Source organism: Corynebacterium callunae (assembly GCF_046592015.1).
GTDB lineage: Bacteria > Actinomycetota > Actinomycetes > Mycobacteriales > Mycobacteriaceae > Corynebacterium > Corynebacterium callunae_A.
On sequence record NZ_JAWVOB010000004.1, the window covers coordinates 159,273 to 171,679 of the forward strand.

Annotated in this window: 9 protein-coding genes; all 9 read left to right on the top strand. The window is 54.6% G+C overall.

Translation table 11 applies throughout. The annotated features are described in order from the left end of the window. The first annotated feature begins 239 nt into the window (after positions 1 to 239). Positions 240 to 1,277: an LLM class flavin-dependent oxidoreductase gene (locus tag SFC07_RS06430; RefSeq protein ID WP_411207399.1), complete on the top strand. Its 1,038-nt coding sequence runs from the start codon at positions 240 to 242 to the stop codon at positions 1,275 to 1,277. Next, positions 1,270 to 2,310 (top strand): ABC transporter permease, encoded by a 1,041-nt coding sequence (locus tag SFC07_RS06435; RefSeq protein ID WP_411207400.1) that lies wholly within the window; start codon positions 1,270 to 1,272, stop codon positions 2,308 to 2,310. The genes SFC07_RS06430 and SFC07_RS06435 overlap by 8 nt, the downstream gene beginning before the upstream one ends. After that, positions 2,273 to 3,244: an ABC transporter permease gene (locus SFC07_RS06440; protein WP_411207401.1), complete on the top strand. Its 972-nt coding sequence runs from the start codon at positions 2,273 to 2,275 to the stop codon at positions 3,242 to 3,244. Before SFC07_RS06435 ends, SFC07_RS06440 begins: the two co-directional genes overlap by 38 nt. Then, complete coding sequence (locus SFC07_RS06445; protein WP_411207402.1) at positions 3,241 to 4,893, top strand: dipeptide ABC transporter ATP-binding protein; 1,653 nt, start codon at positions 3,241 to 3,243, stop codon at positions 4,891 to 4,893. The genes SFC07_RS06440 and SFC07_RS06445 overlap by 4 nt, the downstream gene beginning before the upstream one ends. 35 nt (positions 4,894 to 4,928) lie before the next feature. Further along, on the top strand, positions 4,929 to 6,542 hold the full coding sequence (locus tag SFC07_RS06450; protein WP_411207403.1) for an ABC transporter substrate-binding protein: 1,614 nt from the start codon (positions 4,929 to 4,931) through the stop codon (positions 6,540 to 6,542). 96 nt (positions 6,543 to 6,638) lie between these two features. After that, positions 6,639 to 8,006 carry an NtaA/DmoA family FMN-dependent monooxygenase gene (locus SFC07_RS06455; RefSeq protein WP_411207404.1) on the top strand — a complete coding sequence of 456 codons (1,368 nt, stop codon included), beginning with the start codon at positions 6,639 to 6,641 and terminating at the stop codon, positions 8,004 to 8,006. Next, a complete protein-coding gene (locus tag SFC07_RS06460) occupies positions 8,003 to 8,950 on the top strand; it encodes an LLM class flavin-dependent oxidoreductase (protein WP_411207405.1) in 948 nt (315 codons plus the stop codon). The genes SFC07_RS06455 and SFC07_RS06460 overlap by 4 nt, the downstream gene beginning before the upstream one ends. A 3-nt stretch (positions 8,951 to 8,953) precedes the next feature. Then, positions 8,954 to 10,873 carry an FAD/NAD(P)-binding protein gene (locus SFC07_RS06465; protein WP_411207406.1) on the top strand — a complete coding sequence of 640 codons (1,920 nt, stop codon included), beginning with the start codon at positions 8,954 to 8,956 and terminating at the stop codon, positions 10,871 to 10,873. A gap of 420 nt (positions 10,874 to 11,293) precedes the next feature. Beyond that, positions 11,294 to 12,349 carry an LLM class flavin-dependent oxidoreductase gene (locus tag SFC07_RS06470; protein WP_411207407.1) on the top strand — a complete coding sequence of 352 codons (1,056 nt, stop codon included), beginning with the start codon at positions 11,294 to 11,296 and terminating at the stop codon, positions 12,347 to 12,349. The last annotated feature ends 58 nt before the right edge of the window (positions 12,350 to 12,407 follow it).

The window sequence follows — 12,407 nt, forward strand, 5'->3', positions numbered from 1 at the left end:
AAACAGTCTGTTTACAAGGAATTATTCTGCCAAGATTTTCGAAATTTGAGAACTCCCACACCTTATTTAGGCACTTTTTGAATCTCCATTCACCTGGGATAAACCCCATTTAAGCTGCACTAATAATGCCTCCTGCATAGTTTTATCCATTCTGGTTTTATTAGTGCATGTTTTAAGACTGAGGTGTCTAGTGTTATTCCTGTCAACGGAAAACCACAGGATGAAACGAGCTTAGAACAATGACTGGCATCTTCCGTGCCGGAATTATCTCCCCCGGGAGCTACTCCGCACACAACCCATATCAGGGCCTTAATGACACCTTGGATCTCTTCCGCATCGCGGAGGATATCGGCTACCAAACCGCCGGCATCCGCCAGCGCCATTTGGAGTGGGGATCATCTTCGGCATTAACTTTCTTGGCAGCAGCTACCCAGCGCACCAAGGCAATTACTTTAGAAACCAATATTGTTCCGCTCGGTTATGAAAACCCTTTCCGCCTGGCAGAGGATTTCTCCACCGTGGCAGCTTTAAGCCTGGGCCGTTTAGCAGTAGGAATTAGCACCTCGGCACCACATCAAGAGTTGCTGACTCCGCTTAACCGCACTGATGTCTCACCTTTTACCGATAGTTATGAACTTATCGAGCGCTTCTTAGAAGCACTGCAGGGCAAGCCACTTTCAGAGGAGCTCATCACCACTCCTTATGGAACCTTGCACGCTCCTTCCATCCACCCGCACATTCCAGAACTTATTAATAGTGTCTGGTTGGGCGCAGGTTCGGATCGCTCCACCACCTGGGCAGCTCAGCATGGGCTGGCGATTTCCCTGGGCAACCTCACCAATGCGGTGGGCGATCTGAGCTTTGAAGAGGCTCAGCGGGCTCGCATTGATCTTTATTACCAAGAATTCAAGGGCGAAAACGCACCTCGCGTAGCTGTGGAAAGGGTCATCCTGCCACTGGATTCTGCCAATATTGAACAGACCAAGCACTATCAAGAATTTGCCGCAGCGCGTAATGAGCGCACCAAGCAGCCACAGGGTGAGCGCAAGACGGTTATTCAGCCAGACCTGATTGGCAGCTCCGATGAGATTATCGAGCAGCTGAAAAACGATCCTTCCTTTGATGGCCGCACCGAGCTGCGCATCGCCCTGCCATATGCCTTTGACCAACAGGAATACGTGCAGATCATTCGCGATATTGCCGATCTTATCCTGCCAGCACTCGACTGGAAGTCGGACGCTAAACAATCTTGGGCTTTGGAGACTGTCGGTGGCTAGATATATTTTGCTCCGCATCGGCCAGGCCCTGCTAGTGACCTGGGTGGCCTATACCCTGGCATTCTTCCTGCTCTTTGCGTTGCCCAGTGATCCAGTTTCCCTGCTGTTGGGACCAGACGCTACCGATATCTCCGCTGAAGAACGCGCAGCCCTTGCTGCTCAATACGGTTTTGATAAGCCACTAGTTGTCCAATATGCTACTGCATTTTTTAATCTTTTGCGGGGCGATCTCGGCTACTCCATTCAAATGAGTAGCCCAGTGGGATCTATCCTGGCTGAAGCAATCGGTTATACCGCACAGCTCGCAGCCCTCGGTTTCCTCTTTGCTCTCATCTTCGGCATTGGCATTGCGGTTATCGCAAGTTATGCCCAAAACTCTTGGCTACGCCAGGCGCTGCTCTCCCTTCCGTCCTTGGCAGTATCCATTCCAGCCTTTTGGTTTGGTTTGCTGCTTATCCAGATATTCTCTTTCCGCCTGCAATTATTCCCTGCGTTTTCCGCGGAGGGCCTAAGCTCCATGATCTTGCCGGCACTGACCCTGGCACTGCCCACCAGCGCCATGATCGCCCAGGTATTTACCCGCAGTTTGAACGTGGCCATTAATGAAGCTTATTCCGCAACGGCCTTTGCCAAAGGAACCCCACGTTTTGCCGTGGTGATTCGCCACGCACTGCCCAACGCCCTATTGCCAATGCTCACGATTACCGGCTTGGTTGTGGGTCAGCTGCTCAGCGGCACTGTGGTTACGGAGACCGTGTTCTCCCGCCCGGGCCTGGGCCGCGTGATTGCCTCTGCAGTTTCCCAACAAGATATTCCGGTGGTTCTTGGAGCGGTGTTGGTAGGCGCCGCACTTTATTCCATTACCAACCTCATCGTTGACCTCCTATATCCGCTGGTTGATCCCCGTCAGCGCGCTCGTTTTGCCAAGCAATCCCGCATTAAAAAAGCTGAAGTTTCCCCCGCTCCAGAGCTAAAGACACGAAAGGACAAGGATCATGACAACGCAGACTCCACAGTTGAATACTCCGTCTAAGCCAGTTCCAGTCGTGGCCGCTGCAGCGGTGGCCCCCATCAAAAAAGCCGCAGCCTCTGCGGTGGAGGGTGGCGTCGACAAGCAAAAATCGGTGTTTAAGACCAGCTCACGCTGGGAGCGCCTGCGGGGTTCGGCTTTTACCTCGCCCACGGTGATTCTGGCGGTGTTATGGCTGCTCGTGGTGCTTATTTGGACGCTTGTTCCAGGATGGGTGACCTCTGGTGATCCCATTAGCGGCGAGGTTTCGCAGAAGCTGCTGCCACCAAATGGCGAGCACTGGTTTGGCACCGATCAGCTGGGTCGCGATATTTTTACCCGCGTGGTTTATGGCACCGGCCTCACCATTAAAGCGGTGCTGGTTGCTGTGAGCTTGGGTTTTGCCGTTGGTGGCTTCCTCGGCGCGCTGGCCGGCTTTATTGGTGGCTGGGTGGATGCGCTGATCATGCGCATTGCCGATGTACTGCTGGCGATCCCAAGCCTGCTGCTTTCCTTGGCTGTGATTGTGGCTCTTGGTTTTGGCACCATCAACGTGGCCATCGCCGTGGGTATCGGCGCAGTTGCCTCCATTTCCCGCGTGATGCGCTCTGAGGTGCTGAAAGTTCGCAACAACCTCTACGTCGAAGCAGCTGTTGCCTCTGGCGCAACCAAATGGCGCGTGTTGTGGCGCCATATTCTCCCCAACTCCCTCGGCCCCGTCATTGTGCTGGTGGTTTTGGAATTCGGCACTGCAGTGCTGGCGATTTCCTCCCTTAGCTTCCTCGGTTATGGCGCCCCACCACCCGCACCTGAATGGGGTGCGCTGGTCTCCCAAGGCCGCGATTACCTCGCAGCTCAGGGCTGGATTTCCGCCTTCCCCGGCCTGGTCATCATGCTGACAGTGCTCTCTGTTAACCGCCTGTCCAATGCTCTTAATGAACACGGAAGCCGCTCATGAACACTCCACTACTAGAGGTTAAAGACCTCAAGCTGAACTACCGCACCCACCAAGGCCTGGTGGAAGCTGTGCGCGGGGTTTCTTTTAGCGTGGCTGTGGGCGAGCGCCTGGCGCTTGTGGGCGAAAGTGGCTCCGGTAAATCCACCATCGCCTCCACCATCGTGGGCCTGCAATCCGGGAACCTGCAGATTGGCGGGGGCAGCATAACCTTTGGCAATGACGGCGTGGAGCTGCTCGGCGCCAAGCCCCGTGCGCTCAACCACTACCGCGGCCGCCAGATCGGCTTTGTGCCTCAGGACCCCAGCGTGTCCCTCAACCCGGTGCACCGCATCGGCGACCAGGTTGCTGAAGTGCTGCGGGTACATAAAATTGCTTCTCGACGAGACGCTAAGGCTCTCGCCATCGAGGCTTTGGCTGCAGCCGGAATTGATCGTCCAGAACAACGTGCCCGCCAATATCCTCATGAGCTTTCCGGCGGTATGCGCCAGCGCGTACTCATCGCCATTGGTGTGGTGGCAGAACCTGCACTGCTAATTGCCGATGAACCCACCAGTGCTTTGGATGTGACCGTACAGCACAAGATCCTCAACAATCTGGATGCGCTCACCCGGGAAAAGAACCTGGCTACCCTGCTGATCACGCACGATTTGGGCGTGGCCGCAGAACGCAGCGACCGCATTATTGTGCTGTCCAAGGGCGAAATTGTAGAAACCGGTACACCGGAAGAGATTTTGACCAATCCCCAGCATCCTTATACTCAGCAGCTGATTAGCGATGCCCCCAGCTTGCATGCACAGCGCCGCGTTTCGGCTCCCGCTGCTCCTGCTTTGTCGGGCGGGGCGGCTGTGGCACCGGCGCTGGAGCTGCACAATATCTCCAAGCAATTTGCACTGCCCAAGCGTGCCGGCGAAACTGCCCAGGTAGTAAACGCCCTTAAGAATGTCTCCGTGAAAATTCCCCAAGCCTCCACCTATGGTCTGGTAGGTGAAAGCGGCTCCGGCAAAACCACCCTCGGACGCATTGCACTCAGGTTGGAATCTCCCACCGAGGGTCAGGTGCTGCTTGGTGGCCAGGACATTACCGAGGCCAAGGGTAAGGAACTTCGGGACCTGCGTCGCCGCATTCAGGTGGTGCAACAAAACCCCTATGCCTCACTTAACCCGCGTATGAGCGTGGCCGAAAATATCTATGAACCGCTTGCATCCTTTGGTGAAGGCAACCGCCGTTCCCGCGAAAAGCGCGCCGCCGAGCTACTGGACCAAGTTGCTTTGGCACCGCACATCGCCCAGCAACGACCAGCAGGACTCAGTGGTGGTCAGCGTCAACGAGTAGCCATTGCCCGTGCACTGGCGCTTAACCCAGAAGTACTCATCTTGGATGAACCAGTGTCGGCCCTGGACGTGACTGTGCAGGCGCAGATTTTGGACCTGTTGGTGGATCTCCAAGAAGAACACAAACTGGCCTATCTTTTTATCTCCCATGACCTCGCCGTGGTGCGCGATATTGCCCACACCGTCGGCGTGATTCGCTTCGGCGATCTGGTGGAAGAGGCAGATGCTGTCACCCTCTTTGAAAACCCCCAACACGAATACACCAAGGACCTCTTGGGATCTATCCCGCTGTTCCCCGCTCCTTCCACCGTTATTTAGCACTCTCCTTTTAGAAACTATTTAGAAAGCAGTTCATGAAAAACTCTAAGCGCATTTCCATCCTGGCCACCTCCGTACTTGTTGCAACACTGACCTTGAGCGGTTGCTCCTCCGCTTCCTCTGATTCCTCCGCGGAAGGTGGAACTACCGGAGGTACCCTTACCTTCGCTATTGGCAATGACCCTTTGGTGTTTAATCCTTCCGCGATTGGCAATGGCAATGACACCTGGTACGTCACCCGTCAGATCTTTGATTCCCTGGTGTACCTCAACCCGGACACCGCAGAAGTTGAGCCATGGTTGGCCAGCTCTTGGGAAGTAAATACCGATGCCACCCAGTTCACCTTCCACCTGCGTGAGGATGTCACCTTCTCCGATGGTTCGGCACTCACTGCACAAACCGTGGCTGCCAACTTTGATGACATCAGTGCTGCCGGTGCTAGCAGCTCTGCTGCTGCAGATATCCGCACCTATGAGTCTTCCGAAGTGGTTGATGATCACACTGTCATTGTTAAGCTCTCTGCCCCTAATGCGGCTTTCCTCACCGCGGTAGCAGGCGTGCCTTTTGGCATTGTCTCTGATGCTTCCCTCGAGATTCCTTATGCAGACCGCGCTCTCGGTGAGGGCGTAGCCGGCTCTGGACCATTCACCTTGGGTAACTACACCAAGGATTCGCAGGTGACCTTGGAAAAGCGCGAGGGTTATAAGTGGGCTCCTGCCTCCTTTGAAAACCGCGGCGATGCCTACCTTGATTCCGTGGAATTTAAGATCATTCCAGAAGCCGGCAACCGCACTGGTGGCCTGAGCAGTGGCCAGATTGATGTTGCCGGTGGTATCTCCCCTAATGACATTGCCTCTGTAGAAGCAAGCAACTCCATTGTGTCCCGCGCAAACCCGGGCACCGTGTTTGGCCTCTACTTCAATTACAAGAGACCAGCCATCCAGGATGAGAGGGTCCGCGAGGCTATTGCTTTGGCAGTGGATTCCCAAGAGGTCCGCGACGGCGCCCTGAGTGATCAATTTAAGGTGGCCACCAGCCCACTCTCCTCCACCACCAAGGACTATGCCGATGTTTCAGATGCCATTGAAAAGCATGATCCAGAGGCAGCCAAGAAACTTCTCGACGAGGCTGGTTGGGTTGTCGGCCCCGACGGTACCCGCACCAAGGATGGCCAAACTCTCAACCTGCGTATTACCTACATCAATAACTTTGGCCCCAACTCTGACAGCATCGCTTTGATTCAGGAGCAGCTGCGCGCAGTGGGCATCGCCAGTACCCAGGTCACCGGTACCGTTCCAGAATTCCAAGCCACGTTGACCGCTGGTGATTATGACATCGCCTGGCGCAACCTCTCCCGAGTTGATGGCGACGTGCTGCGCGGTGACTTCAGCGATATCGGATCCACCACCAACTATCCCGTTCCGGATACCGCACTACAGCAGGACCTGAATGCGCAGCTGTCTATTGGTGACCCCGCTGCGCGCACCGCGGCGCTGGAGCAGCTGCAACGTGAGCTCGTCGAAAAGCATGATTTTGTCCCTGTTCATGAGCTGACCACCCTCATCGGCGTGGCTGATGACGTCGAAGGTGTCAGCCTCGGCGCGGATTCCCGCCTGGATCTGCTCGTTGATGCGAAGGAAACAAAGTGAATCGCTACAAGGAACTAAGAATCTTGGGCTCGGTATGCGGTTTAAGTGCACTGACCTATGTCCAAACAATTGAAGCTATTGAAAAGGAAGAAGAAAATGAGCAATAATTCCCGTCAGGTTCACCTCGCCGCCCATTTCCCCGGCGTAAATAACACCACCATCTGGTCAAGCCCAGATGCCAAGAGCCACATTGAGTTCTCCTCTTTTGAGCACCTGGCTCGCACTGCAGAACGTGGTCTCTTTGATTTCTTCTTCCTCGCAGAAGGCCTGCGGCTGCGCGAGCACAAGGGTGAAATCTTTGACCTTGATGTGGTCGGGCGTCCCAATACCCTCTCTGTATTGGCTGCCCTGGCTGGTGTGACCAAGCACCTTGGCTTGGCTGGCACCTTGAGCTCCACCTATAACGAGCCTTTTGAGTTGGCCCGCGCACTTAGCACCTTGGACCATGTTTCTCAGGGCCGCGCTGCCTGGAATGTGGTGACCTCCAATGATGCCTTTACCGGTGAAAACTTTAGGCGCGGAGGCTACTTGGAGTACGCCGATCGTTATAACCGTGCGGTGGACTTTATCCAGACTGCCCGCGAGCTGTGGGATGCACAACCACAGGAAGTGGTGGAGCACGCTTCCAAATTCTTTGATATCAGCACCACTTTCCCCAATGGCAATCTTCCTCAGGGACACCCAGTAGTTTTGCAGGCTGGTGATTCTGATGCTGGCCGTGAGTTTGCTGCTGGTTCTGCAGATGTCATTTTCACCCGCCACACTGAGCTTGAAGATGGCAAGGCTTTTTATAAGGACGTGAAGTCACGCCTGAGCCGTTATGGCCGTGGTGAAGATGATCTGAAGATCTTCCCCGGTGTCACCGTGGTGATTGGTTCTTCTGAAGCGGATGCGCAGGAACGCGCTCGGGAAACCCACCGCCAGCAGGTCAGCGGACCTGGCGCCATTGCCTTCTTGGAGCAGGTATGGGGCCGTGCCCTCACCTCCTATGATCCAGATGGCCCACTTCCAGATATTGAGCCAAACGTTGACGATATCTCCGTCACCCGCGGCAAGGTACGCCACTTCAAGGATCCTCAAGCAATTGCCGGTTTGTGGAGGCAGCGCGCCGAGGCAGAAAACCTGTCTATCCGCGAGCTTGTTATTGCAGTAAGCACCCGCACCAGCTTTGTGGGCACTCCCGGCCAGGTAGCCGATCAGCTTAATGAATTTGTGCAGCAGCGCGCAGCCGATGGCTTCATCTTGGTGCCATCCATTACCCCAAGCGGCTTGGATGACGTTGTTGATCTGGTTGTCCCAGAGCTGCAGGACCGCGGCGTTTACCGCGACTCCTACCCTGGCACCACCCTGCGTGAAAACCTCGGCCTGCCGGCACACCGCCCTGCCACCGAGTGGCAAGAATTCCGCAACGCTAACACTGACGCAAATTCCACTGATTCCCAGAAAGTAGGACAGAACTCATGAGCACCAATAAGCCATTTATCGTAGGCGTCGGCTTTGAAGATATCTCCGACATCGCCGCCACCCTCGCAGCAGCCCGCGCCCTTGATGCCTCCGGCGTAGACTTCCTCACTTTCGGCGATTCTTGGAGAGCCCAGGATGCTTCCCTGGTTGCCAGCTTTATTAGCGCGCAGACCCGCCAGATCGGCTTGGTCCCAACCCTGACCACCACCCACACCGAGCCTTTCCACGTTGCCACCGCGACGGCCACCTTGGATTACACCGGCCGCGCACGCGCTGGCTGGCGTCCGGTGCCCTCCCTGGAGACGGAGGTTGCTGCGGCGTTTGGACGTCGAGAAGCACCCCAGGCGCAGTCCGCATGGGCCGAAACCTCTCAGGTTATCGACACCGTCCGCGCGCTGTGGGACTCCTGGGAGGCCGACGCGGAAATCCGCGATGCCCGTACCGGTCGTTTTATTGACCGCTCCAAATTGCACTATGTTGACGCGCAGCTCACCGATAGTGCAGGTCAGCCCTACTCCGTGAAGGGCCCATCCATCGTTCCGAATCCGCCACAGGGCCACCCACCGGTGTTCATTTACGCCGATAATGAGCACGCCCTGGACATCGGACTGGCCAGCGCCGAGGTCATCCTGCTGCCCGTCGCGGGCGCCGACTCCGAGGTTTCCCTGCCGGAAACCTCCGCGAAAATCTACCCCAGCATCGAAGTGCCCGCCGACGCCACGGCCACCTGGTTCCGCGACACCGTGCGCGTGCTTATCGACGCCGGCCTGCCCGGGGTGCACTTCCGCGTGGGAGCCGGAGTAGACGAGGCACAGAATAACCTAAAAACCCTGGTAGCTGACATTGTGGATAGTGCCGGCGCCTATGGCACCCACCGTCAGGGCCTCAGCCTGCGGGATCGCCTCGGATTGGCTGCCGTGAACAACCAGTTTGTGTGGAGTTAAGCCATGAGCACCCTCGTCTTTGTGGGCGGAGGCCCACGTACCACGGGAATCTTGCTGCGGCTTGCTGCTAATGCAGGTTTTGGTAGTAGTTTGGTTTCCGCTATCCACGTTATTGATCCCTACCCCGCCGGTGGTGGCAGGATTTGGCGCTCAGAGCAATCTGGTTTGCTGTGGATGAACTCCATGGCACAGGATGTCACCATTTTTGCTGATGAGTCCGTTTCCATGGATGGGCCAGTAATTGATGGGCCTCGCTTGGATGAATGGGTGCTTGGCATTGGCCGTGATCAGGTAATCGCGGCTGGTTTGGAAGCCGAGCTGGAAGGATTTTCCGGCACCAGCTTTGCCTCCAGGCGTTTGCAATCACTGTATTTGGGATGGGCTTTTGCCGAGGCGGTACAGCGTTTAGAACACCTGCCCAAGCCCATTACAGTGACTGTGCACCGCGAACTTGCGGTTGAACTAATTGATATCGGCTCCGAGCAGCTAATCCGCTTGGAAAGCGGTGTGGTGCTCAATGCTGATGAAGTGGTGCTGTGCCAGGGGCACTTTGATCTGCAGAAATCTGCACAATCTTCAGCCTTGTCCACTATCGCTTCGGCTGAGGGCCTCACCTACGTGCCTGCTGGTTTTACTGCGGATCTTGATATTTCCGTATTTAAGCCAGGTGAGCCAGTGATTGTGCGTGGCTTTGGACTGGCTTTTGTGGACGCCATGATTTTGCTTGCAGAGGGCCGCGGTGGTCAGTATGTGACCATCGACGGCCAGCTGGAATATCTGCCCAGTGGCAATGAACCAGAACTGTGGGTGGGTTCGCGCCGGGGTGTGCCCTATCTGCCGAAGCTGAACTATTCAGCTCCCCTGGGTGAGGTTGTCCCCCGCTTTGTCGACGATGAATCCCTTGCAGCCTTTGGTGATTTCACACTGGACTATAAGACGCATATTGCGCCCCTGTTGAAGTGGAATCTGACCAATGCGCACTATGAGCACCTCTTCCGCTTTTATCCTGAACGGGTAACTGTTAGTTGGGAAGAGTTCTCCGCCCAATTGCAGCGCTTGTTGCCGGTGGAGCTTGGTGGTGAAACTGCGGATTCTGTAGCGAATTCTGTCGGGGCTTTTGTGGAAGCGGCGGTGCCGAACCCAGCTGATCGCTTTGATTTTGATAAAGCCAATTACCCACTGCAGGATGTACACGCCGCTTCACAAGCGGAGCTGGAAGAAATCATCGCAGACTATATTGCAAGCCGCACTGCGCGAGCCTCTGACCCGAACTTTTCCATGGATCAAGCCGTGTTTGTGGTCTTGTTGAAGTTCTACTTCCGTATACATGAGTTGGGTCAGGCAGGGCGTTTTAGTGCCACTGATCTGCGGGAAAATATTGATAAGAAGCTACACAGCCTCTTCTCCTATTTTGCCAGCGGTCCACCTTCCTGCCGTTTGGACCAGCTCTTGGCCTTGTATTGTGCGGGCATTGTGCACTTTATTGGTCCGGATATTCAGGTGAGTGTGGAAGATGGCGACTTTGTTGCCAGCTCCCTTGCTACCGACGCTGTTGTGAGGGCGACTGGGCTTATCGACGCCTACCTTGCTTCCGATTCTGCCGCGGCAGCAGATGATGAGTTGTTGCAGCGCCTACTTGCTGCTGGTGAACTCGCCGTGGATTCGGAATCCTCTGCCGGGGCGGGCAAGTTCTTGGTGGATGCCTTAGGTCGGGCTGTTAATGCTGAGGGTGAGAGTCATCCTTCTCGTTATTTGTTGGGGCCTTTTGCCTCTGGTGGTGGCAGTGAAGCGCCTTTTAGTAGGCCGGGTACTAATGCTCCAGGCTTTAGGCGGGCTGACCAATTGGCGAGAAGGTTGCTCGGTTTATCGGGAAATTTTAACGAGAAGTCAGAGTTGGCTTTTTATAGTCGTAATCCGGACTAGGATTTTGCAATGTTTCACGTGAAACATTGCAAAAATATGGTGGTGGTTTTGTCTGTGAAGACTCCCGTTGCTTCTGCTTTTAATGGCAGGGGTGGCGGGAGTTTTTATTGTGTGGATGTGGTGGGTTCTTGTGGGATCTTGTGGGTCCTGACTCGACTGGTCTTTCTATACTTAATAGACAAATTAGTCTATTTCTGAGTGGCTATTTTGCTGCTTTCTTTTCTTTGGGTGATTTATATGGTGAGATTGGGTTTACTTTGACCCTGGTGTTGCTTGCCAGAAAATATGGATTTATCAGCAGAAATAGGGTATTTTATATACTTTCTTCCAGGGCGATTCTAATTGTGTGAGGTTTAAGACCGATCTGTCTATTGTTATTCCTGTTAACGGAAAACCATAGGATGGATTGAGCTTAGAACAATGACTGGAATCTCCCGCGCTGGAATTAACTCTCCCGGTAGTTACCCTGCAAATAACCCATATCAAGGACTTAATGACACCCTCGATCTTTATCGCATTGCTGAGGAGATCGGCTATCAAACCGCCGGCATTCGCCAGCGCCATTTGGAATGGGGATCATCTTCAGCACTAACCTTCCTCGCAGCCGCCACCCAGCGCACCACAAAAATTAACTTAGAAACCAATGTTGTTCCACTCGGATATGAAAACCCCTTCCGCCTGGCAGAGGATTTCTCCACCGTGGCCGCGTTGAGTCAGGGCCGTTTGGCAGTGGGAATTAGTACTTCAGTACCACATCAGGAACTACTTGCTCCCCTCAATCGCACCGATGTCTCCCCTTTAACTGATAGCTATGGCCTCATCAAAAGATTCTTGGAGGCACTGCGGGGCAATCCGCTCTCGGATGAGCTCATCCCCACTCCTTATGGCACTGTGCACACTCCCTCCATCAACCCGCATATTCCAGACCTCATTAACAATGTTTGGTTGGGTGCAGGTTCTGATCGCTCTACCACTTGGGCAGCACAACACGGTTTGTCTATTTACCTTGGCAACATCACCAATGCAGTAGACGATCTGAGCTTTGAGGAAGCACAGCGAGCCCGTCTTGATCTCTACTATCAAGAATTCAAGGGTGAGAATGCGCCACGAGTCGCGGTAGAAAGAGTCATTCTGCCTTTGGACTCCGCCAGTGCTGAACAGACCAAGCACTACCAAGAGTTTGCAGCAGCCCGATCTGCCCGCACTGCGCATAGACATGGCGAGCGCCGAAGCCTCATTCAACCAGATCTGATTGGTAGTTCCGATGAGATTATCGAACAGCTGAAAAACGATTCTGTCTTTGATGGACGCACCGAATTACGCGTGGGATTGCCTTATGCCTTTGATCGCGAGGAATACATCCAGATCATTCGAGATATTGCAGAGCTCGTCTTGCCAGCATTTGGTTGGAATCCTGACGCTGCTTCCCCATCTGATCTTCCCCCGCATGACAACTCCAAGGAATTGCTGGGCTAGATAGCCCACTACTCCATTTGTTTGTACTTACCTTTTAGAAACTATTTAGAAAGCAGCT

Bases quoted from the DNA above. Each gene is read 5' to 3' on its own strand.
- SFC07_RS06430 (WP_411207399.1), top strand. From the start codon at position 240: ATGACTGGCATCTTCCGTGCCGGAATTATCTCCCCCGGGAGCTACTCC.
- SFC07_RS06440 (WP_411207401.1), top strand. From the start codon at position 2,273: ATGACAACGCAGACTCCACAGTTGAATACTCCGTCTAAGCCAGTTCCA.
- SFC07_RS06445 (WP_411207402.1), top strand. From the start codon at position 3,241: ATGAACACTCCACTACTAGAGGTTAAAGACCTCAAGCTGAACTACCGC.
- SFC07_RS06450 (WP_411207403.1), top strand. From the start codon at position 4,929: ATGAAAAACTCTAAGCGCATTTCCATCCTGGCCACCTCCGTACTTGTT.
- SFC07_RS06455 (WP_411207404.1), top strand. From the start codon at position 6,639: ATGAGCAATAATTCCCGTCAGGTTCACCTCGCCGCCCATTTCCCCGGC.
- SFC07_RS06460 (WP_411207405.1), top strand. From the start codon at position 8,003: ATGAGCACCAATAAGCCATTTATCGTAGGCGTCGGCTTTGAAGATATC.
- SFC07_RS06465 (WP_411207406.1), top strand. From the start codon at position 8,954: ATGAGCACCCTCGTCTTTGTGGGCGGAGGCCCACGTACCACGGGAATC.
- SFC07_RS06470 (WP_411207407.1), top strand. From the start codon at position 11,294: ATGACTGGAATCTCCCGCGCTGGAATTAACTCTCCCGGTAGTTACCCT.